The following is a 23,533-nucleotide window of genomic DNA, read 5'->3' as shown; positions in this document are numbered from 1 at the left end:
TTCCCGCTGGTACCAGGCAGCAGAACCTTGGTACCAGCGGGAAGCCTCCCCTGTTGGGGAGACTTCCTGCGGCTTCGAGCCGCGTTACGTTACGACTGGACGACTTCCTCGGGGCAGGCGGCCTTCATTGCCGCGAGCCCGGCATCGCGTCCGTTTGCGAAGAGCTCCCTCACGTGTGCGATGAGGGCACCCATCTGCGTGAAGTTGCGCTCCCACTCCCCGACGGCCTTCTTCGCATATCGTGCAAAGAGAGCAGCATCGATGTCGTAGTCCCGGGGAATGAGACGTGCTTCGAGGAGCAGGTCCACCTTCGGACCGTACTTCGCGATTTTCGCCAGTGCCTGGGTAGCCCCTTCGACCTCCGCGGGTTTGATCTCCCACCCCGTACCGGACCGATGCTCTACGTAACGCAGGAAGAGCTCGCGGTTGATCCCGGCAGAGTGCAACATCTCTTCGATGTGTGCGATCGGACTAGCGCCCTTCTGCACTTCGCTCGCTTCCGGCACGGTCTGCTCCTCACGCGCGAGCGGCTGAGCCTCCGACACGCTTGCCAGCCAGGCAGGCGGCGCGGCAACCGGCATCGGCGTGCGCCCAAGGCTGAGCATCGCAGCGATGTCGATTTCCGGGACGATGGTCGGGACCCACTGCAAGCCCTGCTTCCTGTTCCCGTTGGCGTCGAAGTACGTCCGCTGCTCCTGCACCTTCGTGATCCAGAAAACAGGCCTGCCCGGATCCTTCGGATTGAAGTTCGGCACAAAACCGAGCGCGTTGCGAATCTGATCGAGCGTCGACCAGATGTTCTCCGCTGCATATTCCGAGCTCGTTTCCATTTCCACGAGGCCGAGGCCGACAACGCCCGGCACATAGAACTTCAGGTGCCCGCGAAACGTACAGTGCCCCGCCTGAAATTCCTTGCACACGGAAGGCTCGCAAAGCCCCCGCACTTGCCAGTCGCGCGGAGGCAACCGCTTGACCCCTGCTTCACGCTGCGCCTTGATCGTTTCCGGATCGGGTGCAGCGAGCCGCTCGCAGACTCGAACACCAGCTGCGTTGAACGACGAATGAAACTTGTCGTCGCCGGCGTGGCTCTCGAAGCGATGCGGGAAGAACTCGAAGAGTTCGTTGCTGTGGAAGAACACCGGGAAGCGATGAAGCACGCGGCGCCCAGCCACGTCTTCGCCGTACTGCGCGAGGATTGCTTCCGGCAGGACCGCCATCGTGAAGTCGTCCGCTGCGAGGTGAAACTCCCGCGTGTTCACGGGCCGCATGGGGTTCCTCAGCCTTGTCTTTTCCGTGATCTCTTTCTCGATCAACGACGCGCGACGGCGTGTTGCACGGCCTGTTTCGTAGATCTTTACTGCCTGCTCGTTGGACTGCGCGGGCGCGGTCAACACCTTCGTGCCGCAGCGGATTTTCCCCGAGGCTCGCGGGCCGCCGTACTTCTCGGTGGTGCGATTGCCAAGGATGGTCATGGCCTTGTTCATAGGTTGCTTCCTCTCGGACGTGCGTCCAGATCGGTTATCGCGGGCGGATGCCCTGTCGATCCTCTGATGCCAGTGCTGGCGAAGAAAGGAAGTCATGCGCGAACGCACGGCCATGCGTGACATGGCCGTACTGCGGCAGGTTGCTGCGGTGGAGGACCGGCAGGCGGACAGCAACAGCTGCCCGCCTGACCGTGGTCATATTGAATCGGTCGCGTTTCGGTCAGGCGAGTGCCCACACGCCCTTTTCGACCGGGCAAAAGTCCGGGTAGATCTGGAGCGTCTGGCGTACTTTTTCTCGCCACGTGCTGTTGCTCTCGATCTTGTCGGTCGACGTCGAAACCTTCTCGTAAATCGCCGACAACGGTGCCTTGCCGCCAAGCTGCATGAGCACGCTTCGAACCACGTTGCGCCAGGTTCCCTGCAGACGAGCCTGAGCCTGTGAGGCGATCGCACCGAGCACCGCGAGCACCGTAGCCCGCTTGCGCGAGAACAGCAGGATGTACTCGTGAGTGATGAACGGTAGCTTCATCTTGCCGTACGACTTGAACGAGCTTTGGGCGTTGTGTTGGGCCTTGATGAGGACCCCCGCGAGTTCCGTTGCGGGCATGCGCGCAATGATCTCGGCCTGATACGACGTGTAGACGCCGTTGCGGCGCCAGTCACCGATGATGCAGCCATAGTAGCCGCCCGGTATCGTGGCTTCGCGCTGGTTCAGGAGCGCCAACTGCATCTTGCGGTGGAAGTCTTCGTCGTCTGCGCAGCGCGAGAGGTCATCTTGATGTGCCTCGGTGCCCCACTGCTCGCCGCTGTACGCGATCATGGAGTGGTACGGGGGGTGCGAGAGCACGAGATTGCCTGGCTCGCCCGTCTTCTCAAGTATCGAGTCGCGCAGGATGTTGAATCCTTGGTGCAGGTCGAGCCCGTACGCGCGGATGTTCATCTCCCTTGCTACCTCGATAGAGGTGCCAGAACCCATCATCGGGTCGATGAACACGGGGTCTGCGATGTCGCGCAGTAGCTGCCCGAACAGTTGCTTGTAGACATGGCCACTGCAGTTGCCGCGCCACTTTGCGTCGCCCCAGGGGCCGCGCTCGGGAAAAGACATGATGCTCATTGATGGGTCTCCAGTGATGCCCGGTTGGGCGTAAAAAAGCCTGGAGAGAGGCTTGCGGTACCTGTGGCACCGCAAGCTTGAAAGAAGAAGGGTTCGCGCTACTGCTGCGAACCCCTCTCCTATGGGTTGATGCGTGGCCTTGCGGCGTTGATCAGTGCGTCGTTGCCGACGCCCGGTTCAACCCGAGTGCACCCGTAATGGCGTGCACGATCGGCTTGAGAGGTTGCAACAGTTGGGCAGTAAAGTCGCGCGCTTCTTCGACTACCACCTGTGCATACCGGCTCATGGGCTTTCCTCCTTGTTGATGATTGCCTGCGTTGACCACTTACCGGAAGCGCGTGAAAAAGCGCTTCAGGCCGCACCAGCCTATCCAGACCACAACGACAAGGTGCATGGTCAGCACCACGACATGGCCGGCTTCCAGCACGAAGCTGACGACCGGATCATGTACCACAGTCTCCAGCTTGCCGTTAAGCCAGCCAAATCCTGCGGCGGATGCGCCTACGACAAAAAGCGCGGCCGAACCCAGCACAACGTCCGTCATCAACGACAGGAACATTTTTGCGGCTTCGTCGAGCATTTCTGCCAATTCCTTTTTTATGGTTTTTTTCATGGACTACTCCTTGATGCTTGTCCCATCTGGACCAACCAGACGTATGCCGAACAGTTCGGCGGGATTGATCAGGAGCCCGTAGGTGGGCATACCCAAGCAGAGTGCTTGCATATGTCAACCGCGAGGAATTTCGTGAATGGTGGTGATTGGTGTCCGGTCGTGAGACTCCCGAAGGACTCTCTCCCGAAGGAGTCTCACGTGGTTGCGGTTGACGCGATTACGACTGATGCAGGCGGGAACCGGCGCGACACGCAAGGCGCCACGAACCGGTCCGGACCTTGGCCGCCCTGCGAAGTGCGATGCGCGCAATGGGCACGAAGATGGGACGTGCTTTTGCAATGCATACGTACAGGGTAACGGCGGTCAGTTTGGTGATGACCCACACGAGGCGCATCAGAGCGATGACCAGGTTCAGCGCGACAATCGGACCTTGCTGTTGTGCGCGCTTCCTCTGGTTATTGCGATTGGTGGTGTGATGGTTGCTTTTCATGGTTGCTCCTGTGATTTACAAGTGGTTCCGTGAACGGACCACAAAAAAGCCAGGGAGCGCCAAATGCTGCTGGGCATCTCACGCAAGGGCGACCTTGCGTGAGGCGCGCTCTCCACCATCCTCATGAGGATGGCAGCGAGCGGCGGTTTCGTTTAATGAAGCCGGGCACGGCGAATGTGCCGGGCGTGACGAATCATGTCTTGCGTGATGTCGGCGATGTTGCGCACGCCGAAGAATTTCGCGACCTCCAGATCCGTGAGGTTGACACGGCCGTTGCCCCATTGCTCCGGGTACAGTGCGTCGAACCACTCCATTGCGATGTCGTCGTCGCTTTCTTCTGTGAAGGCGAGACGAAGATCGGCTGCGCTGTGCTGCAGCAGGAAGTCCGTAACATCAACTCGGGACTCCTTTTTCGAGGCATTGAAGCCCGTGATGACGGTTGCCAGGATGAGGGCCGAAGCCGGCGTCGAGAGGTTTCGATTCATGATTTGCTCCTGATGATTTGTAAGTGATTCCGAGTACGGAACCGAGAAGTCAGGAGATGCACGACAGATGGGCATCTCAGGCAAGGCGCCCTTGCATGAGACGTTTTGAATTACCAGGGATGGATGCAGTCCGCCACCCCGAAGGGTGACGGACTGTTGATTGCTGGACGAGAGTCAGATGTCCATGTCGCGGAATGCCTGCACCGATGCACCAATGAGGTACCCGGCCAGACACAGCGGCACGACCACGATCAGGATCGCGAGACCCCATCCTTCGATGACGCCACCGATCAGGGCCGAGTGGCCGATGAGGGCGTCGCCAATGAGTTTCAGCAACGAGATGTTCGCGGCTTCGAGCACGGCGAAATACTCGTTGAGTGCGGCCGTACCGCCTTCACGAAGAAGGTCGAGTCGGCCCCACGCTTCCATTACGCCGCCATAGAGCCACAGAGCGACTCCGATGAGGGAGACGATGAAGAACGGCAGCCACACCTTACGGTTTGCGAGACTCACAACGCCTTCCGCGAATGCACGACGCGCACGCACGGAGGCCGAGGGCTTGCGATAGATGGATTGCACGTTCATGGTTGCTCCTTTGATTTAGAAAATGTTCCGAGGACGGAACCGAAAAGGAGTCAGGCTCGAGCCGCGCGAAGACGCGTCAAACCTTGTCGGGCACACGGTGCCGGGCAAGATGGCTCTGAAATTTGCGCGGGGATAGAGAGGGAAAGGCTCTCAAGGAGCCTTTCCTGTCTCGAATGATGCTTTCGCCCGTTTGCCAGTCGGGGTGGCTGGACGGATCTTCGGTCAATCGCGCGGATGACACGTCATCGGCAAGCGACACGGAAGACCACGGGGACCGTTGCGCGTGAAAGCTACGCTTAACGAATGCAATAATCGTTGCGCATGGAAGCTACGCTTAACGAGTGCAATTGATGGTTCCAAGTGATGGTTTGCCAGTCGTGCCAAAGGAGGCGCGAAATCCTGGTAACCGTCGTGAACTCACCAACGATTTTCGCAGACAACGAATGCGTGCGGAAATTGCCGGGGATTCAGCTTCTACTTCTTCCTACATGATGCCGATCTAACGGCTGCTTGCAGGATAGCATAAAACCACCTGTGCGCCATTGATTGGTTGGGGGACGGTACGCAGACTAAGTCATCATTCCGAGGCCTGTGAAGGCGCCCTGACGCACCTTCGGATGGGTCTTTCGGAAAGAAAAAGGGGTGGCTTTCGCCACCCCTTCCCCGTACTGTGTTGCCGCGGGGGCTAGTTGCCCCCGCCCTGACTTTCAAGCCAACCGGCTTCTATTGGCATGCGTCGCAAAGTTCATATCCATCGTCACCCGGCCGCATCGTGCACACCGGCCCGTCTGCCTCTTCCTGCGCTACGACCGGCGCGCTCGGAACGGCGTTGAGCTGGCCCACTGGCGCCGTCGACTTCTCGACGTGCGTGGCGGACACCGTGCGCAGGTAGTAGGTCGACTTCAGGCCGCGCTTCCAGGCGAGCTTGTACACCTCATCGAGCTTCTTGCCCGACGCGCCCGCCATGTAGACGTTCAGCGACTGCGCCTGGTCGATCCAGACCTGACGTCGTGCTGCACACTCCACAAGGTACGTCGGATCAATCTCAAACGCGGTGGCATAGATGAGCTTGAGATCATCCGGGACGCGTGCGATGTTGCCCAGCGACCCATCGAAGTGCTTCAGGTCGATCGCCATGGCAGCGTCCCACAAACCCCTCGCCTTCAACTCCCGCACTAGCCTCCTGTTGACCACGGTGAACTCGCCAGAAAGGTTCGACTTCACGTAGAGGTTTCGCATGATCGGCTGGATGGCTTCCGATGCGACGACGATATTCGAGATCGTCGCAGTCGGCGCAATCGCCACGCAGTTCGAGTTGCGCATCCCGTACTGCCGGATACTTTCACGAAGCGCCGCCCATTCCGGCAGACGCTCCCTGACCTCGAATCCGAGCGGTTCCCCGCGCTCCTTTTCCAGCAGCGCCACGCTGTCCTGCGGCAGGATACCCCGCGACCAGAGCGAACCCTCGTACGACGGGTAGCGCCCGCGCTCCTTTGCGAGCTCGTTCGATCCCCGGTATGCGTAGAAGCTTACAAGCTCCTGAAGCTCGTCGGCCAGCGCGATCGCCTGCGCAGATCCGTATGGCACACGCATCTCCTGCAGCACGTCGTGAAAGCCGATGATGCCAAGCCCGACGGGACGATGCTTCAGGTTTGCGTTGCGCGCCTTGGCGACCGAGTAGTAGTTGATGTCGATGACGTTGTCGAGCATCCGCATTGCCACCGAGATGGTCCGCCCGAGGGCTTCCCGATCGATGGCCACGCGCCCGTCTTCCAGGATCACCAGATGACGCACGAGGTTCACGCTTCCGAGATTGCAGACAGCGATTTCCGACTCGCTTGTGTTCAGGGTGATCTCCGTACACAGGTTCGACGAATGGACGACGCCCACGTGTTGTTGCGGCGAGCGGATGTTGCAGGGATCCTTGAACGTGATCCACGGATGACCCGTTTCGAACAACATGCCGAGCATCTTGCGCCACAACTGCTGCGCCGGGACCTTCTTGTGCAGCTTAAGATCGCCCCGCGCGGCAGCCTGCTCATACGACTCATATTTCAGGTTGAATGCGGTGCCGTACAGGTCGTGCAGGTCCGGCACGTCCGAGGGTGAGAAGAGCGTCCAGTCGCCGCCTTCCATCACGCGCTTCATGAACAGGTCGGGAATCCAGTTCGCCGTGTTCATGTCGTGCGTGCGGCGGCGGTCGTCGCCGGTGTTCTTGCGCAGTTCGAGGAACTCCTCGATGTCGAGGTGCCACGATTCCAGGTATGCGCACACTGCTCCCTTGCGCTTGCCGCCCTGATTCACCGCGACCGCCGTGTCGTTGACGACTTTCAGGAATGGAACCACGCCCTGCGATTTGCCGTTCGTGCCCTTGATGTGCGAGCCGAGCGCGCGCACGCGAGTCCAGTCATTTCCAAGGCCACCGGCAAACTTGGACAGCAGCGCGTTGTCCTTGAGCGCATCGTAGATGCCTTCGAGATCGTCCGGGACAGTCGTCAGGTAACAGGACGACAGTTGCGCGCGGCGTGTGCCCGAATTGAACAACGTCGGCGTGGACGACATGAACTCGAGCGACGAGAGCACGCCATAAAACTCGATCGCGCGCGCTTCGCGCTCGACCTCGTTCAGGGCAATGCCCATCGAGACACGCATGAGCAGCCACTGCGGCAGCTCGATGCGCACGTCGTCGACGTGAAGCAGGTATCGGTCGTAAAGGGTCGTGATCGACAGGTAGTCGAACGCTTCGTCCTGTTCCGGCCGCACTGCTGCCGCAAGCTTTTCCAGGTCGAACTGCCCCAGCCGGTCGTCGAGCAACTCTGCCTCGATGCCCTTCTTCACGAACGCTGCAAAGCCTTCACGGTAAAAGCTCCCGGCGCCCGCCATGACCACAGTGCCACGCGACACCTCCGACACGAGGTCGGCGATGACGAGTCGAGCGGCCAGCCACGACGCGTCCGGATACATTTCCATGCGCTCGCGAACAGCCATGCCCAGCGCCTCGGCGAGCTTTTCCTCCGGCATGCCGTGGTAGGCCTGCTTGAGAGCTCGCTCCGCAATTTCCGTGAGAGCGGGCAGCTCCAGCCCGTGTGTTAGCGGTTCGAGCCGGGCAACCAGATCGTCCGCCGAAATCCGGTACGTGCTGCCATCGGCGCGCGTCACTTCGCGCGCGCCAGCATCGGTTGCGGACTTTCCTGCGGAATTGCGTGCTTCGCTGCGTTGCGCACGGTACAGCACATAGGCACGTGCGAGGGCATGGTCGCGACGCATGAGCGCAAGCTCGACCAGATCCTGGATGTCCTCGATCGGCAAACTCGCCTGGGTCTTGCGCGCGATGCGCTCGACCACCTCGTCGACTGCCGAATCGATGATGTCACGGTCCGCCTGCGATATGTCGCCGGGGTGGGCCTTGATGCCGCGCACGTCCAGCGTATTTTTCGTGATGGCGACACGAATTTTCGACGCGTCGAAAGGCACCGCGTCGCCGTTACGCTTGACAACTGTCTTGCTGATTAAGAGATCGTTTTTCATACATGCTCCACAGGTTATGGCGCATTGGCGCCGTCAAGAAACAGTGGCAAGCGGGAACGTCGGTAACGACGAGTGATCACCGGACAGGGACGAACCCTGACGGGTGCAAACTCGGTGGATGATGTATGTATCGCGGTGGATGAAATGGAGGGGTACCGGATTTCTCCGGTACCGATCTCGATCTCCAGTTACTCCCAGTTGAGCGCACCGCCCGTCTGGTACTCGATGACGCGCGTCTCGAAGAAGTTGCGCTCCTTCTTCAGGTCTACCATCTCGCTCATCCAGGGAAAGGGATTCGCCTCGTCCTCAAAAAGCATGTCGAGGCCGATCTGCTGGCAGCGACGGTTGCAGATGAAGCGCAGATAGCCCTTGAACATCGATGCGTTCAGGCCGAGGACGCCGCGCGGCATGGTGTCCTCCGCGTAGCGGTACTCGAGATCGACCGCTCGCCGGAACAGGCCCTCGAGCTCCTCCCGAAACGCTGGCGTCCACAGATGCGGGTTCTCCAGTTTGATCTGGTTGATGAGGTCGATGCCGAAGTTGCAGTGCATCGACTCATCACGCAGAATGTACTGATACTGCTCCGCGGCGCCCGTCATCTTGTTCTGTCGCCCAAGCGACAGGATCTGCGTGAAGCCGACGTAGAAGAACAAGCCTTCCATAATGCAGGCGAACACGATCAGCGACTTGAGCAATTTCTGGTCTGCTTCCGGAGTGCCAGTGTTGAACGACGGATCCGTTAGCGTGTGGATGAATGGGATGAGGAACTCATCCTTGTCGCGGATGGCCGGCACCTCATGGTACGCGTTGAAGATCTCGCCCTCATCCAGCCCCAGCGATTCGACGATGTACTGGTACGCGTGCGTGTGGATCGCTTCCTCAAACGCCTGGCGCAACATGTACTGTCGGCACTCTGGCGCCGTGATGTGACGGTAGGTGCCCAGTACGATGTTGTTCGCCGCAAGCGAGTCCGCAGTCACGAAAAATCCCAGGTTGCGTTTGACGATGCGGCGCTCGTCCTCGGTCAGACCATTTGGATCCTTCCAAAGAGCGATGTCGCGCGACATGCTGACTTCTTGCGGCATCCAGTGATTCGAGCAACCCGCGAGATATTTTTCCCAGGCCCACTTGTACTTGAATGGGACCAACTGGTTGACGTCGGTTGCTCCGTTGATGATTCGCTTGTCCGCAACATTGACGCGCCCGGCTGCTTCGGCGGGCTGAGCTGCGATCACGGATACCACAGCCTGGTTCCCCGCCCCCTCCGGGATGACAATTGGCGACGCGATACCGCGTTGGGGGTGCGCAGCGGTCGCTTCCGCGTCGCCCCAGTTCAGACTTGACATGATGAAACTCCATTGGATTTGTGCGCAATAAAGCGCAGTGGAAAAGACCGCTCCGGGCGACGCGCGAGCGAAAGCCGGCCGCAGAGGACTTGAGATGTGGAGATTTCGGGGACGCGCATGAAGCGGCGAATGCCGAGCATGCGGAATTGATTAGACGGGACCGCGCCCGAATAATCAGGGAATTGATGCCGCCTTTCGGCGATTTGAGATTGCGCGAGGCGTGCGCAAGAAAATCAAGAAACTCGTGCCGACAACTCGGCTGAACACATGGTGCATGAATTCGCCGGACAATGCAACAACAGAAAGCACCCCGAATATACGCGGTATTCCCGGTCGTCTTTTCGCAAGCACGGCTCAGAATCGGGCATCACATACGGGCAATCTTGCGAGCGCGTGTGCCGAGCGTGCCAGTTGGCTAGCTTTCGGTGAATCGGGCCGCCCCAGGAACCAGCTAAATGACAGAAACCATCCAAGAACGCGTGATCGAACCGAAGAACCTTGAACGCATCGAAGCGGTGCGCACCAACAAGGTGGCTGTCGTCGATGTGCAGGTACGAAATGCTCTCGTGCGACGTTGGTTCATGCGCGATTTTTACTTCGTCACCGGCCATCTCTTCATTAACGGACGCGCAAGACAGACCCGCGATCGGGTTGAGCGGGAACTACCCGGGCTCCTGAATAGCCTGCAGTACGCGGTCACCGGGTTGATGACGGATGCCGACGCATATCCTGCAGAGTTGCCCGATGATCTGCCGATATACGAGTTTCCGCTCAAGCTGGTGGATCCATGCGCGGCGATAATCTATCGGGAGCTGGTTCGGGCAGACACGGCCGCTGCGCGACTGTACGTGGCAGCGGAGAACGGCACGATCTCAATCGAACAGCGTGACGGCTTTGTCGATACGCTGATATTCGCGCTGCAGATGATCAAGCAGTTGTCGATCAACTACGTGCCGAAGACGGCTGCGGAACTGGCGGACGAACTGAAGATTACGTAAGCGCGGCATTTTCAATCCCGCTGCACGCGGCAGCGGGATTTGCGGACGCAACTTATGCTTCCACTGCCTCTTCTTCTTCCGGCTGCTCCGGTGGCACGATTCGTTCAATACCACTTTCGGCAAGAAACGGGCTGGGCGGCTTGCCGCCGCCGGTAGAGAGCATCAAGTCAATCCGGGCGCGCGTCATGGCGACGAACATCAAACGCCGTTCTTCTTCCAGCGCGCCGTCCTTGGCCGGAAAGACTTCATCTTCAGCGCCGACGATCCACACGTAGTCGAACTCAAGACCCTTGGAGCCGTGCGCAGTCATCAGGTCAACAGCCGTCGCCTTCTCGTCCTCGCCCTCCTTCTTCTGGTCCGCCTTCTCCCGCGCCGCCTTGATGGCTGCGAGCCGCTCACGCACCCCCTGAGCGTCGATGCCCTTGTCGGGATTCGCGCGCCGCGGCGAATACATGTCCCGCGCGATGTCGAGCATTGACTGACTGCGTTTGTCCGGCGCGGAGACGCTTAGCCACTCGTAAATGCCACGGATAAGCAGCGACTCGGCGCCTGCCTTGAGCGTTTCTTCCCAGCCGGTGAAGAGTTGGACGAAGTCGCGCCAGCGCTTTTTCGTCTCATCATCGATGTCGAACCGCTTGAAATCGTCCGCTTGCCCGAGAACCATACTCCCACGAAAGCATTTGTCGAGCTTTCTGAGGCCGTCCTCGGTAACCCCGTTCCAGGAGAGAAGTTCGTCGATTGCGCGTCGCTCGGGCTTGATGACTGTCTCGATCGCTTTGCCGAAGAGCATCACTTCGTGCTTGGCAAGGATCGACTCGCCGGCGGCGCGTCGGTAGGGAATGCCCATGCGCGAGAGCTTGGCCTCGACCTCATCGAGCCGTCGGTTGTTGCGCGCGAAGATCGCCGCTGTCGCTGACTTGCGCAGTGCCTCCTGCGCGTAGACGGCCGCAGCATGCGCCTCGTCATCGCGCGTCTTGAAGACCTGCCATCGCGTACGCCCGCCGTCGCCTTTCATCGCGATCATGGTCTTTTCGACGCGGCTGAGGTTGCGATCGATGACGCGGCTTGCGGCACTGACGATTTCACCGTGACTACGGTAGTTCTTGCCGAGCATCAGGCGTTCGGCACGGAACTCGCGCTCGAACATCAGCACGCCTTCATATCCGAGCGCGTTGCGAAACCCGTAGATGGACTGGTCGTCATCCCCGACCCCAGTGACAATCGTGCCGTTCTCGTGGAGAAAACGCGCCATCTCGAACTGCGGGAGGTCGGTATCCTGGTATTCGTCGATGAATCCGTGGGTCACGTTGAGCGAGGGGACACTCCCATCCTTGACGCCGCGAATAGTACGCAGCAGGATGTCCTGGAAGTCGATAACCTTGTGGCGCGCGAGGATGTCCTCGTAGACGTGAGCCAGTTTCTCATGGACGACTTCCTGCGCCGTGCGGCCGGATTTCACCTGCTCGATGATCCGGCTCGCGTCGTCGATGTCCATTTCCGGCTCGCCGATCTCGTTCATCGCGCGGGCAATGTAGGACCGCCGCGACCCTTCCTGCACCACCTTCCACTTCGTGCGGCCAAATGGCCACGGACGCCCCTCGAGGATGTCACGTCCGAACTCGGAGCGGATCTCCGGGAACGACATCAACTGCATGACCGAATGGAACGTTCCGACGAGCAGACGCGGCTTCGACGCGTCGCCGGCCAGCGCAATGGTCCGCGCGCGAAGTTCAAGCGCCGCTTCCCGGGTGAAAGTTACGGCGACCACGCGCGTATTTGCCTCCTGCAGGAGCGCCGCGATCTTGCGCGAAATCGTGTTCGTTTTGCCAGAACCGGGGCCGGCGATCACCATGCACGGCCCCTGGCACATCGCCACCGCCATTTGTTCCTCGTTCAGCGGCGCGAGGATTTGACGGACTAGCGCGCTCATGCGGCGGCTTCAGAATCGCTGTTCTTCTTTGCCGGGCCGGCCGCGCGGCGGCGCAGTCCGAGATTCGTGCGCGAGGCGAAGCCGTAGATCTTGCCGATTTCCTGCTTGAAGAGAAACTGCCGCTTGGCCACTTCACCGAAATCGACGGCGTCGTTCCATTCGAGCGAGCTCATTTTCTCGAGCGACTTGTCCGCCAACGAGATGGCCTTGAACATCTTGAAGCCCAGCGGGGTGCGGAACACGACGTCCAGTTCCACTGCGGCCGTCAGGATTTGGGGCACGACATATGGGAGCCCTTCTTCCTTGTTTCGCGCTTCAGCCTCGCGGACCATCTGATCGACGCGCCCATGTTCCAGCTTCGTATCCCGCGAGAACTCTTCGATCATCTCGGTGAGTTTGGTGCGCAGCTCCACGTACTTGGCGCCCATGACCATTTCACCGTATCGATCGAGGTTGTGCGCGCACATATCGATCGCACCGACGTAGCGCTCGAATGCCGAGCCCAGCACCCGGTCGCCGACGAGGGCCCGCACGGGCACCAGGACCACACCGCTTTCCTGCGTCGTGAGCGCCTTGCGTCCCTTCTCACGCTGGCTCGCTGCCTTTTTCATGAGGCGCGCACGCGTGGCCGCCGGGTCTTCGACTTCAGCCGCGGGTTCTCCTTCGCCCGGCGCCGCCGTACTTGCAGCAGGACGCGGCCCCCCCTCGGACATGCTCGCAGCCTCGTCCAGGTCGCGCAGGGCTCGTTCGGCCTCGAGCTCCTCCAGGGTCTTTTGCTGCAGCACTTGACCGTCGGCGGCGGCGCCGTCACCACTCAGGCCCGCCGTCACGATATGGCTGATATCTCCCGGCGCGATCTCTTGGGTGCTCATCTTGTTCATCCTTCACAGGGTTAAGGTTGCCTATAGCATCCGCTCCTGCGGGCTCATTCGTGAGCCGATTGACACAGCGTTTCGGGCTCCATTCGATTTTCGGGAGCATCACGACGCGGCGATGCCGTCGTCTGGAGAGAGTCCGCCAGCATCACCAGTTCGATTTCAATCGTGTCCACATCCGATGCGTACGCCTGCACCGAGGGCGGGATCTGCACTGAGGCGCGCATCTCGTCAGTAAGCGCGGGAGACGGCGTGCGCGTCCAATTGACCCCAAAGCGAAACCAGGCGCGTCGACGGACCGTGTCCACGCCGTTGCCCATGCTTCGCAGTTCGGTCACAAGGTTACGGTGCTTGCGCCCGAGGCCCACCACCAGCCGTTTGACTCGCGTCTCGAAGTCCAGGTCACCCTCTTCGCCCAATTGCCCGCTCCTTGCTAGTTCCGAGGGGCGCACTATACCCGCATCGAGGACTCGCTCAGCAGCGGAAAGAGGCCTATTTTCACGCGCGCAGGTTCCTTATGCGCCCGGCCGATTCCGTTGCGGTCCAGTCAGCGGCTGACAGTGTGCGGACGTCTAAGTGTTTGATTTTAATACGACGGCCAGCTTGCCGCAGTTACTACTTACTCCCTGAAGAGTACTGGCGGCAAGTTCACCCGCGCTTCACCAGGCCACAAATGCGGTCTACGACAGGCATTCATTCGGCCACGATCAGGCGCACGCGCTAGCTAGACTGCGCGCATGGTTCTCTGTATATCCGACCCGGCGTCGCGCCCGCTACAGGTGCGGTGGCTATTGTGCATGTTCCTCGCCGGGTGGCTTTGCTCGCACCCGCCATACGCGAGCGCCGGCGCTATCCTTCTTCCCTCCGCCATCTGGGCCCTCGATCGCCAGGGCCAGGCTTCGCCGTTAGCACTCCTGGCCTGGTATCTCGGGGTCGCAGGCCCGGTGCCAATCGCGGTTATCGATGTGGGCTCAGGATGGGCGATGGCGATCACCCTATGGCTGATCTATGGCACAGTCTGCACCGTGTCGACATGGCCAGCACTTCGCTCGCGTTCAACCCTGGAGCGCGCATGCTGGCTTTTCATACCCCTTTCCTTGCCTCCCCTCGGCCTCGCGATGGTTGCGCCTCCGCTCGCGGGGGCTGGATGGTGGTACCCGGGCGCGGGCGTCACGGGTATTGCTTTGATCATCTGGCTCGCTGGCGCAATGGCACGCGCACTCGACGTGCACTCGACACGCCCGCTGATCGCCCCGCTGCTCCTGAGCCTAGCGTTCAACGCGGTGGCGCCAACGACGCACGTACCGGCTGGCGTGCACGCAGTGTCCCTGCCCGTCGAGCAGCCGCCGACGGACCTTAAGGGCGCACTGGAGGCATCCCTGCACTACGGCCAAATGTTGCGATCGCAAGGTAGTTCAGCGTCGCAGAACGGCATGACGGTGATTCCGGAAAACGTGCTCGGTCCTGTTTCTACCGGATCGATCGGCCTGCTTCAACTTCCTCGAACGATGACGCTGGTTGCAGGGGGATTCGCGCCCGTACCATGGGCGGACTCGCCCCAAAAGGGAGTATGGATATTGCCTGCGCGAATATTCTATCCCGCCATCGAGCCCATCCCCTTTGTCGAGCCGCGTCTGCACCCGCACTGGAGTGCCATCGGCCGCACTGCAAAGATCGCTGGCCGCACGTATTCTCTTCTGGTGTGCTTTGAAGCGGCTGCGTCCCTGCCGCTGTATCACCTCCACTATCGGACGCCGGTGCTGCTGCTCGGTAACGGGTGGTGGGATCGACACGGGATCATGGATATCGAGACGTCGCTCGCGAAGGCGTGGGCTCGCCTGTATGCCGCACCGCTTGCGATTTCACGCGGTGAACCCATGCTCTGAAAAGCTCCCTTCTTACCGTTGCATTCGCTCTCACAGCGAAGCGAGCATGCCGTAATGTCATGCTCATGCGTGATATCCCCTCGACCACTACAGAAGCAGCCCGCGCTGGCGTCAGCATCGCGCCTGCAGGGCCGTTTATCGTGCGCAGGCATGCGCCGGGCAAGCCCTATGTCGCGTGGAAGAATGGCGGCTACACGCTCGTGTATCCGAGTGATTCATCCTATACGCCTTCGCTGTCGTGGTTCGCGCGCACGCGCTACTGCATCAACGCTTTTTTGCAGCGTCGTGAAGCGGGGTGGTATCTGCCTGATCTGGGCAAGAACTCATCTCGGGGACCCGATCAGCCGCGCGTTACGCGCTCGCCAAGCGCCTCCCGTGTGACGCGTCGACCGCGCACGCCGATGCGCACCATTGCACGTGCGATCGCATGGACAGGCTTGCGTATCGCCGGCCTCGCGTTAATCGGCTTCCTTGCGATGATGGGTGTTACCCGCTTTGTCCATGTCGATGCGGCAACAATCCTGCGATCGGTGCACTTCAGTATTCCTCACTTTCTGATGCCATGGCGTCCAGAGGAATCGGCTGGCGTCCCCGGTGCGAATGCGCCGAGCGAGAATCCGCAACCCGCGGCTGCGGCTGTGCCCTACCGCGCTCCGACGCAAGCGCAATTTACCGTGCAGCCCGCAGAAAGCATCCGTACGCATGCGGAGCGAAACTGGCTACCAATGCCGAGTGGCCCGCTACCATTTGGGATGCCTGTTTCGGGGCGCGCGGCGACGCCTTCGATCCATATGCAGTCGGGACCTCTCTTCGCGAGCCCGGACTATGACGATGATGCACAGGACTCGGTCACATTGCTCGGACAGGGTTCCGCGCGCGAGGCGACGATAGAACCGACGGTCGCGGAAGAACAGCCGGTTTCCATGGCTGCACCAAGCCCCGCTGCAGTCGAGACGCCGGAGAACCGGGCAACGCCGAACCAGGGTCATGCGTCCGCGGAGGTGCGTCACGCCGCGCCTTCTCGCAAGCCCGAGGCGCCCGCCAGGCCGGTAGTGCATCCGGGGCCTGCTTCGGCACATGCGCTGGCACCGACCCGCCTGCCGGCGAACGTGGCGTCACAAGATCCGTCGCCTCCTCCTCCGGTTCAGGACAGCCACGCAACGGTTGATGTCCAACTGATGCCGGTCGCGACTGCAGGCTCATCGGTGAGCGTTCATACACTCGGCGGCGATTCTGCCGATCAAGCGGGCGCGGGTTCGACGTCTTCGTCAGGTGAATCGGACGTGCGCCCGAAATTCAATGTCATTACGAAAACGGATGACTCGCTGGTCGTGCTCGATCACGGCCGCATGGAACAGATTCCAGTCGGACAGACGCTGCCCGACGGATCGACGCTTACCTCTGTACACGGACAGGGTGGCGGTTTTTCGACCTCGCGCGGCAGCTATGTCGCCTACTGAAACCTAAGGAGCCTCAAATGCTGGCCAATCAGAATACGCAGGACGACTCGTTCGCCCAATCGAGCAGCAGCACCAACGTCGCAAACATCTCGCAGTTCGTCAGGAACGGTGCGGAAAAGGCTGCGTCCGAAGTGGAAGGTCGTGGCACCCGCACGGTGATGCCGCTGCTCGGTCAGGCGCTCAACAATTTTCTCAAGCTGTTCCGCACGGACGACGACAACGTCTTCTATCTCGACCACGCGCAACACAACATCCGCTCATTCCTCAATGCCGACTTCGAGCTGGAAGGCACCATGAAGCTGCGCAATGGCGCGCTCTTCCAGGGGACGCTGAAGAGCCCCGGTTCGAAGGCGAAATCGGAAGGCACGGTGGTCATCGACGCGGGCGCATCGATCGACATCGACATCGAGTGCAAGGTGCTCATCGTCCTGGGCAAGCACACTGGCAAGGCCGTCGTGTCCGACCTCCTCGTCAACGTCGGCGCGCTCAAGGGCGAGTACCTCTGCGGCGCCTACGAGCAACTGCGCGGCTCGAAATTCAGCGGCACGCTGGAGCAGGCAGACTAACGCACAGCGACCATGTCTTCCGGGGTGCTCTCATCACCATGGACTCGCCGCGCAACGGCTGTTGGCGTGCTTGTCTTCTGGGCAGTCAATGGCTGGATGCACCCTGGCCCGTATATCGAAATGGCAAGAGAATCCCACTCTGCGCAGGCCCTGGCCAAGGTGCGCTGCGTCGTAGACCTCATACGGGGCTCTGCCAGCAACGTCTGTGCCGGTGCCCAGCAACCCGGCAAAGGGGCCCATTCATGAGCCGACAGTGGCAAGCATCCTACGAGAACCTGGGCGACGTTTCGGACAGTCTGCGCGATGCAATCAAGATGTTGCGCAAGGCCATACCGAGTTGTTTGCCCGGCCCAAATCCGCAGCCCTCTGGTCCGGTCGATGTCGTATCCGACCTCCAGCAGCGCCTTCAGGAAATGGAGGATCTGCTGAAGCGGTTCGAGAACGACCGCAAGAATTTTTACGTTTCGCATGAGACGCTGCCGACCGCGAAGCCGAGGACAGCATTCGCCTTCGGCCCTCTCCCTGCTGTAGAAAGCGCATGACGGAATCTGACTTGTCGCCAGCGTCCCTCGCCCAACACGGCACCCATCTGTTTCTGCTGGGCCCGCACGGATGCGGGAAAAGTACGTGGGGCAAGGCATTGACGGCGCACGGATACGTGCATCTGAGCGTCGGGCTGATCGCGCGCCTTGCACGCAAGCGTCAGCGCCCATCCGATATTCCGGGGCGCCTCCTTTTGCGACTGGCGCGCCATGTACCCGGTCAACCGATGGACGACGCCGCGGCGCGCGAACTCCTTGATTTCGCGCGGACCCTGGAGCGCGTGGTGATCGACGGTTTCCCAGGGCATGCAGATCATCTGTCGCTCCTGGACGATCGTGAGCGCTGGCGGTTTGTCTACCTCCTGACGCCTCGCCCCGTTCGCGAACAGAGGCTGCTGCAGCGTGCGCAGGACTCCCTCCGTAGCTGGACGCCTGGTGGGCGTTCTGCACGGGACGAGGCGCTTCCGGATCTGTGTCGCGCCCTGCGAGATAGGCACGCACTAACCTGCGTCTCTAACGCCGAAGCCAGAGCGCTCTAGGTGCTCTCCCGAACTGACCAGCACGACAGCGGCCGACGAAGCATTCAACGTCGCATAAACGGGAGCAGGCGCAGACGCGATGAGCAAATGTATTCGAAAAGGAATACGCGAGCGTCGCACGGATCGTCGCCAAGCTCAGCGCCCGCCGCAAGGAAGGCTCTTCGCGAGCATGGCGGGTGATAGTCAGAAGTCGCTACGTTCAGGTTCTCAGGGGACGACATACGACGCGCAAGCGTTCCGTACGCCAGCCGGATGCTGGCAAGCAAAGCAAGGAGAGTTTATGGAAGTCACCCGCAGAGCAAGCCTGCCTGGCCATCGGCTCCCGCTTCTGGCGCTCGCCGTCTTGGTAGGCGTAGCAGCGATTTCGGTTTTCGGCGTCCAGCATTCCGAGCATTCACGACAGCGAGCGGTTTTCTGCGCGCGGTTGAACCTGGACGACGCCCACTGTGCGGCGCGCATGGCGGAAAACGTGCGATCGTGGCAGCAGTAACGGATCAGTCGCGCTACGGCGAACGGAAGAGACCGTTGGCGGACGTCGATCATCTGATGAGAAAGAACCTCAACCACGGAGTAACTGTCATGAGCAGTGAGAACAAGCAAGGCGCAACGCAATCGTTCCTCTCGCGCCTCGGGGATGGCCGAGTGTTTGACTTGAAGCCCCGCGGTCCCGGGAACCTGGGTCACACTATCGTGATCGGGCAGACCAGTCGCGGCAAGAGCCTTGTGCACGAATACTCCGCCCTCCGTTTGAGCGATGCCGAGGTGGGGGCTATTCTGGGTCAGAGCGGCGCGCGGCAGGAAGCCCCGAAGAACTGAATGCCTAACACGCTCGCCCGTCGAGCGTGTACCTCTCCCCTACAGTAGCGACATCTGCACGTTAGTTCGTTCACCATCTTCGCGTGGCCCACCGTTCTCACCCGCGCCCGCGATCACCTGCGCGCTCCGGTTGCGGCGCGACAGGTCGGGCTCGCGCTGGTCCTGCCGGCCCCACGACGGCCTGAGAACCATACTCGCGAACACAGCGTCTGGTCCGATCCGTACGAAATCCTGCACAATGGTCCTTTTTGGGCTACCTGTGGATGAGCTTGCCAACGTGATGTTGAGGCTCCTGAAGGGCAATGGACGCGTGCGCCGCCTTCTGAAGCGCTCGTATAACCCGAAGCGCGCGGTCCGCTACGGCTCGGCCGCCAGTGCGCGCAAATTCGTCCTGCGCGCGTTCGATTGATGAAAGTTGTTCGGAGCACACGAACACGATTTCGCGAGCGTCTCCAGCCTTCAATGTCTCGTTGAGGACCTGCAACTGCTGAACTATTGCGGTAAGGACTTTGAACCCTGTACTGTCGCGTGGCAGGGGCGCCGACAAGCGCTCGAGTTCGTCAAGGCATTGCCAAAGGTCGGAGGAAGTAGCCTGCTCCATTCTTATCGTCTCTTTCAGTACCCTTAGTTTGTCCCACGCGCGTCGACGTGATGATGAGCGCCTGGCAAACGCGCGCCACCATGCCCACTGATAACGAAAAGCCTAGCGTAGAAGCTAGCGGAATCTCGGGTGAGGAACATGTTGCCACAATGTCCCTGTCCGGGCCACCTGACCCTGCGGCAACCACCGCTTAGCAGTATGGCGTTCTGTACTCGCGTCGGCCTCGCCTTTGCCCAAAGCGGGCCGGAATGGCGGTGAGAACTCTCCGGTCACTCTTGTGGATCGTTCTCACGCGCGAGGCCTGAATAGGGCCCTTCCATGTACTCTCAACCGGGAGACTCCGACTGGCGCGTGAGTGATAAGCCGCCCTTCCTCTTGCGGCCACCGAGCCCGCTACCCCCGCTGGCAGGCAACGCAAGGTCTCGCGCGATGCTGGCGGAATTCTGCTCGACTGGCCATACCCGCGCGCTAAACGCCCCCTCGAATTGACGGCGAATCGCCCCCGTTCTTTATCGGACCAACCGGGAAGCGCACGCGGATAATTGAGACTCCAGGGCCGGTCGTTTCGTCGACCTCTCACAATCGTGCTCGGATGAACTCGGGTTTCTCTAGCGATTTGGGTGCCCTGACTTCGGCATCGTGTGAGGCACAGTGATCAGGTGTGTAGCCACCGCCTCGTGATCGTAATCCCGAAGGGCAGTCTACTCGAGTCCCCGCTCTCCACTACCAGGGTCGCAATATGCCTTCATCCTGTTCCCGTCTACTTGTCACGTTCTTGCTTGCGGTCTCTCTGTCAGGATGCGGCGCAGCGGCTCTGCCATGTCGCGTAGTCTCTGCTGGTCTGAAGGTCGTGCCCGTTGTCGGTAGTGTCGCCGCAGCACCGGCAGACGCATGCGCCGCCGCGATCGACTAGCCGCGCCGAAGTGCTGAGCGGGCGTCCCTTTGGTTGCACCACAAGGAGGTCGAACCAAGATGAACCTTGTATCCGATGAACTCGCTACCCTGGCCGGCACGGTCATGCTCGTATGCACCGTAGTCTTGACTAACCAGCGGCTCGCTGGGGGGAAATCAGTAGAGATGTCGCGCTTGATCTGGAATCGCTCTATCGCAGTTCTTATGGTGCTTACGACTTCGCTTGCCTGGCTCGTTTTCCACCTCGGCTATCCGGTTGAGGCAGGGACACGGGGCCTCAGTCCCCGCTCCTACTGGACGATCCTTGCGTTCACTTACTGTGCGTTGATGGTTGCCTTCGCAGTGCACCTCCGCTGGCGGTCGATACGTCGCACGGCGAGCCCGTTTGTCTGGTGAGCGCGTCACGATTCAATCGGACTCTCCGAGTAGCACGGTCTGCGACGGCTACTACAGGCACTTCGCGTGCATACGCCACCGGTCAATGTATGAACGCCGCACCTTCACGACGCACTCCCTGCAACGCCAGGTGCGCGGCCCGGAGGCTGGGCCGGATGAAGCATGCTCGGCACGTGCTTACTATCATCAGCGAAGCGCGCCGACAAACAATCCGAAACGGACGCAACGTAGGACTCTTTGTCGCACAGAGTCGCGAGGTGACAGCTTACCCAGGAGGTAACTCCAAGCATCGAAGCCGAAACTGAAACTCTATATTGGAACTGCTCATGCGTACTTTCATCGTCCGGAAGCCGCGGTCCACGCGGTTGATCTGGAGCTTCGCGTTTGCCCCTCGTGCGGCGTCGCGTATGTGCTTCCACAGGAGTTCTGGCTCGAGCGGCGGCCGTTCGATAAGCCTTTCATCTTCAAATCGGTAGACGTAGAGTGTTGCAGCGCCTTGGGGTAGACGTAATTTTTCCATCTACTTGCGCCTTCAAAAATCGTGCATCAGATGCCTGCAGGAGGCAGTCGACTGCAAGCACGGCGGCGCGAGCGCGATGCCCCACGCTGTGAGAAGCCCATCGAAGCTGGGCATTGAACGCGTGCGTGGCGTTGGTAACGTCTCACCCGTTGCCCGATACCGAACCCGCTCCTTCGCGCCGGGGCTCGAACGCCCGACGCGCTCCAGCGCGCCGTTGCGTAGCGCGTACTGCACGGCATTCGATGCTGTATGCGACTCCATCATTCCTGACGCCACAATCTCCCGGACCGAAACGCTGGGGCGTTGCTGAATCCACGCGATCAGCGCTTTAGCATTTGCGTAAGTGCTCATTTTCTGCTGTTGGTGCTTGCCTCGGATGTGCACCCGATCTTTCGTTCAGGATCGGGAAGCCGTGATGCCACTGATAAAGCCTTCAACCCTTGCCCGCTCTATCTCATTCAACGTTTCCCAACCTATTGGCGCTTGAGGCTCTAGTCGCTTCGAATGCTCATGATCGAGCCAGCCGACTTCCTTGCCGTAGGCGCGCTCGATCTCGCGAGCCTTTTCATGCCCGATACTGCGTTTAGGGTTGGGGCCGATCAGCTGGTTGGCTTGCTGCCCCGTCATATCTAGCCTTCTCGCGAACTCGGCAGGCCCGTCGCAGGCAAGGGCCCTGGCGTTTTCAAGTCGTAACTCAATGCAGGTCTTCATGGATGTTCGCATGCTCGCGTTCGAGGTCCACATGGCCGACGTTGGAATCTACCTCGGTCAGTTCAATCCTTCGCTTTGCAAATAAACTGAACCGTCCGATTCCCTGCTCCAATGCGCCGGCAATGGAGGGGCAACATCGAGACGGAAAGGCTCCGCGCTGGCCCGATATCGGAGGTTCGAATCGCGCCAGAGCTGTAGCGTCTGCGAGGCCCCTTCCGAGGTCTAGCGCGAATTGACGAGCGTGTTGAGATGCACCTCTTGACCGTCATGTGAAAGGAGACGCAATTGGAATCGCATCGGATAGACGGTGCCCTCGCGCGCGAGACGGGCGATCAGATCGATCGAATGTCCGAGCATGTTGTTGAGGTCATCGCGAATTTGGTCCAGTTCGGAGCAGGTGCGCTGATACTGTTCCGTGGCAAGATCGGTCAATCCATCCACGACAAGCTCTTCCAGCGTCGGCTTGATGATCCCGCTTTGTTGAGGCATCCACTCCGGTGTAGGTTCGTTCTCGTTCTTCAATCCCCGGCCAATGGAGAACTCAACCTCGCTAAGACTTTGCCGCAACAGGAGCATCTCGAGGCGCGATTGCAGAAATTGAACAGCATGAGTCAGATTGTTGTTGCTCATAAACCTCCCTTCGGTTGTTAACGGTGGTTGACGGGGGTGCCCGTGGCTGATCCGTGAGCGAGGTACTCACGGGCCCCGGTGGCCGGCAAACCGGCCACCGGGCGTTGGCTTCGTCATTGTGTGTTCGCTATGCGTTCGAGGCTCGACGCGATCACGAGTACTGGGTTAAATGGGAACATGAGTGTAGCGCTGGGATAAATCAGGGAAGGCGAATGCCGGCTGCCGGGACCTCGACAGAGGGCAAGACCGTGAACGGCTTACCGAACGAGCTCGCGTACCTGATTGCCGCGAGGATCGCCTCGTCGGGCGTGTCGCGGCCGATCGTGACAACGCCCTCGCCGGACTTGAACTTCCCGTCGAGGATTGCTTTCACGTCAGTAGTAACATGGGCGCTAGCCACAGCTTCGCTAACGACCGGCTGTTTGGATCGGTGGCCCCATGATTGCGGGAACTCAGGCGGTTCATTCGGGGTTTTCATGGTCTATCCTTTTCATTCCTGCCACCGT

At 60.4% G+C, this 23,533-nt stretch carries 25 protein-coding genes; 10 read left to right on the top strand and 15 right to left on the bottom strand.

What is annotated here, in order from left to right:
• Positions 1-89 precede the first annotated feature (89 nt).
• The 9 genes from U5A52_RS17290 to U5A52_RS17250 form a co-directional block, all read right to left on the bottom strand.
• On the bottom strand, positions 90-1,484 hold the full coding sequence (locus U5A52_RS17290) for a hypothetical protein (RefSeq protein ID WP_321935581.1): 1,395 nt from the start codon (positions 1,482-1,484) through the stop codon (positions 90-92).
• Between the two features lie 220 nt (positions 1,485-1,704).
• A complete protein-coding gene (locus U5A52_RS17285) occupies positions 1,705-2,598 on the bottom strand; it encodes a hypothetical protein (protein WP_321935580.1) in 894 nt (297 codons plus the stop codon).
• A 151-nt stretch (positions 2,599-2,749) separates the two neighbouring features.
• Complete coding sequence (locus U5A52_RS17280; protein WP_321935579.1) at positions 2,750-2,884, bottom strand: hypothetical protein; 135 nt, start codon at positions 2,882-2,884, stop codon at positions 2,750-2,752.
• 39 nt (positions 2,885-2,923) lie between these two features.
• Positions 2,924-3,211: a hypothetical protein gene (locus U5A52_RS17275; RefSeq protein WP_321935578.1), complete on the bottom strand. Its 288-nt coding sequence runs from the start codon at positions 3,209-3,211 to the stop codon at positions 2,924-2,926.
• A 217-nt stretch (positions 3,212-3,428) separates the two neighbouring features.
• The gene (locus U5A52_RS17270; RefSeq protein WP_321935577.1) at positions 3,429-3,701 is read right to left on the bottom strand and encodes a hypothetical protein; all 273 of its coding nucleotides are present in this window, start codon (positions 3,699-3,701) and stop codon (positions 3,429-3,431) included.
• Between the two features lie 152 nt (positions 3,702-3,853).
• Complete coding sequence (locus U5A52_RS17265) at positions 3,854-4,186, bottom strand: hypothetical protein (protein WP_321935576.1); 333 nt, start codon at positions 4,184-4,186, stop codon at positions 3,854-3,856.
• 174 nt (positions 4,187-4,360) lie between these two features.
• A complete protein-coding gene (locus U5A52_RS17260; protein ID WP_321935575.1) occupies positions 4,361-4,771 on the bottom strand; it encodes a hypothetical protein in 411 nt (136 codons plus the stop codon).
• Between the two features lie 723 nt (positions 4,772-5,494).
• Positions 5,495-8,299, bottom strand: a complete 2,805-nt coding sequence (locus U5A52_RS17255; RefSeq protein WP_321935574.1) for a ribonucleoside-diphosphate reductase subunit alpha — start codon at positions 8,297-8,299, stop codon at positions 5,495-5,497.
• Between the two features lie 188 nt (positions 8,300-8,487).
• Positions 8,488-9,645, bottom strand: a complete 1,158-nt coding sequence (locus U5A52_RS17250; RefSeq protein WP_321935573.1) for a ribonucleotide-diphosphate reductase subunit beta — start codon at positions 9,643-9,645, stop codon at positions 8,488-8,490.
• A 455-nt stretch (positions 9,646-10,100) separates the two neighbouring features.
• On the opposite strand from U5A52_RS17250, the gene U5A52_RS17245 reads away from it, so the two are divergent.
• Positions 10,101-10,643, top strand: a complete 543-nt coding sequence (locus tag U5A52_RS17245) for a hypothetical protein (protein ID WP_321935572.1) — start codon at positions 10,101-10,103, stop codon at positions 10,641-10,643.
• A gap of 52 nt (positions 10,644-10,695) precedes the next feature.
• On the opposite strand, the gene U5A52_RS17240 is transcribed toward U5A52_RS17245, so the two are convergent.
• Genes U5A52_RS17240 through U5A52_RS17230 form a run of 3 tightly spaced genes read right to left on the bottom strand, consistent with a single transcriptional unit; the run spans position 10,696 to position 13,867 of the window.
• The gene (locus tag U5A52_RS17240; protein WP_321935571.1) at positions 10,696-12,573 is read right to left on the bottom strand and encodes an ATP-dependent helicase; all 1,878 of its coding nucleotides are present in this window, start codon (positions 12,571-12,573) and stop codon (positions 10,696-10,698) included.
• Positions 12,570-13,445 (bottom strand): hypothetical protein, encoded by an 876-nt coding sequence (locus U5A52_RS17235; protein WP_321935570.1) that lies wholly within the window; start codon positions 13,443-13,445, stop codon positions 12,570-12,572. Before U5A52_RS17235 ends, U5A52_RS17240 begins: the two co-directional genes overlap by 4 nt.
• A 53-nt stretch (positions 13,446-13,498) precedes the next feature.
• Entirely contained in the window at positions 13,499-13,867 is a 369-nt protein-coding gene (locus U5A52_RS17230; protein WP_321935569.1) for a hypothetical protein, read from the bottom strand.
• 564 nt (positions 13,868-14,431) lie between these two features.
• On the opposite strand from U5A52_RS17230, the gene U5A52_RS17225 reads away from it, so the two are divergent.
• From U5A52_RS17225 to U5A52_RS17185, 9 genes are all read left to right on the top strand, one after another.
• Positions 14,432-15,334, top strand: coding sequence for a hypothetical protein (locus U5A52_RS17225; RefSeq protein ID WP_321935568.1), 903 nt, complete (start codon positions 14,432-14,434; stop codon positions 15,332-15,334).
• A 59-nt stretch (positions 15,335-15,393) separates the two neighbouring features.
• On the top strand, positions 15,394-16,794 hold the full coding sequence (locus tag U5A52_RS17220) for a hypothetical protein (protein WP_321935567.1): 1,401 nt from the start codon (positions 15,394-15,396) through the stop codon (positions 16,792-16,794).
• A 17-nt stretch (positions 16,795-16,811) separates the two neighbouring features.
• Positions 16,812-17,360: a polymer-forming cytoskeletal protein gene (locus U5A52_RS17215; RefSeq protein ID WP_321935566.1), complete on the top strand. Its 549-nt coding sequence runs from the start codon at positions 16,812-16,814 to the stop codon at positions 17,358-17,360.
• A gap of 242 nt (positions 17,361-17,602) precedes the next feature.
• On the top strand, positions 17,603-17,902 hold the full coding sequence (locus tag U5A52_RS17210; protein ID WP_321935565.1) for a hypothetical protein: 300 nt from the start codon (positions 17,603-17,605) through the stop codon (positions 17,900-17,902).
• Entirely contained in the window at positions 17,899-18,441 is a 543-nt protein-coding gene (locus U5A52_RS17205) for an AAA family ATPase (RefSeq protein ID WP_321935564.1), read from the top strand. Before U5A52_RS17210 ends, U5A52_RS17205 begins: the two co-directional genes overlap by 4 nt.
• 280 nt (positions 18,442-18,721) lie before the next feature.
• The gene (locus U5A52_RS17200) at positions 18,722-18,931 is read left to right on the top strand and encodes a hypothetical protein (protein ID WP_321935563.1); all 210 of its coding nucleotides are present in this window, start codon (positions 18,722-18,724) and stop codon (positions 18,929-18,931) included.
• An 89-nt stretch (positions 18,932-19,020) separates the two neighbouring features.
• Positions 19,021-19,257 (top strand): hypothetical protein, encoded by a 237-nt coding sequence (locus U5A52_RS17195; RefSeq protein ID WP_321935562.1) that lies wholly within the window; start codon positions 19,021-19,023, stop codon positions 19,255-19,257.
• Between the two features lie 238 nt (positions 19,258-19,495).
• Complete coding sequence (locus U5A52_RS17190) at positions 19,496-19,666, top strand: hypothetical protein (RefSeq protein WP_321935561.1); 171 nt, start codon at positions 19,496-19,498, stop codon at positions 19,664-19,666.
• Positions 19,667-20,597: 931 nt separating this feature from the next.
• Positions 20,598-20,771, top strand: a complete 174-nt coding sequence (locus U5A52_RS17185; RefSeq protein ID WP_321935560.1) for a DUF6726 family protein — start codon at positions 20,598-20,600, stop codon at positions 20,769-20,771.
• A 1,311-nt stretch (positions 20,772-22,082) separates the two neighbouring features.
• Here U5A52_RS17185 and U5A52_RS17180 read toward each other — a convergent pair.
• The 3 genes from U5A52_RS17180 to U5A52_RS17170 form a co-directional block, all read right to left on the bottom strand.
• Positions 22,083-22,397: a hypothetical protein gene (locus U5A52_RS17180; RefSeq protein ID WP_321935559.1), complete on the bottom strand. Its 315-nt coding sequence runs from the start codon at positions 22,395-22,397 to the stop codon at positions 22,083-22,085.
• Between the two features lie 222 nt (positions 22,398-22,619).
• Positions 22,620-23,027 carry a hypothetical protein gene (locus U5A52_RS17175; protein ID WP_321935558.1) on the bottom strand — a complete coding sequence of 136 codons (408 nt, stop codon included), beginning with the start codon at positions 23,025-23,027 and terminating at the stop codon, positions 22,620-22,622.
• A gap of 199 nt (positions 23,028-23,226) precedes the next feature.
• On the bottom strand, positions 23,227-23,505 hold the full coding sequence (locus tag U5A52_RS17170; RefSeq protein WP_321935557.1) for a hypothetical protein: 279 nt from the start codon (positions 23,503-23,505) through the stop codon (positions 23,227-23,229).
• Positions 23,506-23,533 lie beyond the last annotated feature (28 nt).

Origin of the sequence: Paraburkholderia sp. J8-2, assembly GCF_905220195.1 — a bacterium.
Taxonomy (GTDB): Bacteria; Pseudomonadota; Gammaproteobacteria; order Burkholderiales; family Burkholderiaceae; genus Paraburkholderia.
Note: the sequence above shows the minus strand (reverse complement) of the source record. Positions and strands in the feature narration are given on the sequence as shown.

Excerpts from the sequence above, each read along its gene's own strand:
- U5A52_RS17290 (WP_321935581.1), bottom strand. The coding sequence starts at position 1,484 with ATGAACAAGGCCATGACCATCCTTGGCAATCGCACCACCGAGAAGTAC.
- U5A52_RS17285 (WP_321935580.1), bottom strand. The coding sequence starts at position 2,598 with ATGAGCATCATGTCTTTTCCCGAGCGCGGCCCCTGGGGCGACGCAAAG.
- U5A52_RS17280 (WP_321935579.1), bottom strand. The coding sequence starts at position 2,884 with ATGAGCCGGTATGCACAGGTGGTAGTCGAAGAAGCGCGCGACTTTACT.
- U5A52_RS17275 (WP_321935578.1), bottom strand. The coding sequence starts at position 3,211 with ATGAAAAAAACCATAAAAAAGGAATTGGCAGAAATGCTCGACGAAGCC.
- U5A52_RS17270 (WP_321935577.1), bottom strand. The coding sequence starts at position 3,701 with ATGAAAAGCAACCATCACACCACCAATCGCAATAACCAGAGGAAGCGC.
- U5A52_RS17265 (WP_321935576.1), bottom strand. The coding sequence starts at position 4,186 with ATGAATCGAAACCTCTCGACGCCGGCTTCGGCCCTCATCCTGGCAACC.
- U5A52_RS17260 (WP_321935575.1), bottom strand. The coding sequence starts at position 4,771 with ATGAACGTGCAATCCATCTATCGCAAGCCCTCGGCCTCCGTGCGTGCG.
- U5A52_RS17255 (WP_321935574.1), bottom strand. The coding sequence starts at position 8,299 with ATGAAAAACGATCTCTTAATCAGCAAGACAGTTGTCAAGCGTAACGGC.
- U5A52_RS17250 (WP_321935573.1), bottom strand. The coding sequence starts at position 9,645 with ATGTCAAGTCTGAACTGGGGCGACGCGGAAGCGACCGCTGCGCACCCC.
- U5A52_RS17245 (WP_321935572.1), top strand. The coding sequence starts at position 10,101 with ATGACAGAAACCATCCAAGAACGCGTGATCGAACCGAAGAACCTTGAA.
- U5A52_RS17240 (WP_321935571.1), bottom strand. The coding sequence starts at position 12,573 with ATGAGCGCGCTAGTCCGTCAAATCCTCGCGCCGCTGAACGAGGAACAA.
- U5A52_RS17235 (WP_321935570.1), bottom strand. The coding sequence starts at position 13,445 with ATGAGCACCCAAGAGATCGCGCCGGGAGATATCAGCCATATCGTGACG.
- U5A52_RS17225 (WP_321935568.1), top strand. The coding sequence starts at position 14,432 with ATGGCGATCACCCTATGGCTGATCTATGGCACAGTCTGCACCGTGTCG.
- U5A52_RS17220 (WP_321935567.1), top strand. The coding sequence starts at position 15,394 with ATGCTCATGCGTGATATCCCCTCGACCACTACAGAAGCAGCCCGCGCT.
- U5A52_RS17215 (WP_321935566.1), top strand. The coding sequence starts at position 16,812 with ATGCTGGCCAATCAGAATACGCAGGACGACTCGTTCGCCCAATCGAGC.
- U5A52_RS17210 (WP_321935565.1), top strand. The coding sequence starts at position 17,603 with ATGAGCCGACAGTGGCAAGCATCCTACGAGAACCTGGGCGACGTTTCG.
- U5A52_RS17205 (WP_321935564.1), top strand. The coding sequence starts at position 17,899 with ATGACGGAATCTGACTTGTCGCCAGCGTCCCTCGCCCAACACGGCACC.
- U5A52_RS17200 (WP_321935563.1), top strand. The coding sequence starts at position 18,722 with ATGGAAGTCACCCGCAGAGCAAGCCTGCCTGGCCATCGGCTCCCGCTT.
- U5A52_RS17195 (WP_321935562.1), top strand. The coding sequence starts at position 19,021 with ATGAGCAGTGAGAACAAGCAAGGCGCAACGCAATCGTTCCTCTCGCGC.
- U5A52_RS17190 (WP_321935561.1), top strand. The coding sequence starts at position 19,496 with ATGGTCCTTTTTGGGCTACCTGTGGATGAGCTTGCCAACGTGATGTTG.
- U5A52_RS17185 (WP_321935560.1), top strand. The coding sequence starts at position 20,598 with ATGCCTTCATCCTGTTCCCGTCTACTTGTCACGTTCTTGCTTGCGGTC.
- U5A52_RS17180 (WP_321935559.1), bottom strand. The coding sequence starts at position 22,397 with ATGAAGACCTGCATTGAGTTACGACTTGAAAACGCCAGGGCCCTTGCC.
- U5A52_RS17175 (WP_321935558.1), bottom strand. The coding sequence starts at position 23,027 with ATGAGCAACAACAATCTGACTCATGCTGTTCAATTTCTGCAATCGCGC.
- U5A52_RS17170 (WP_321935557.1), bottom strand. The coding sequence starts at position 23,505 with ATGAAAACCCCGAATGAACCGCCTGAGTTCCCGCAATCATGGGGCCAC.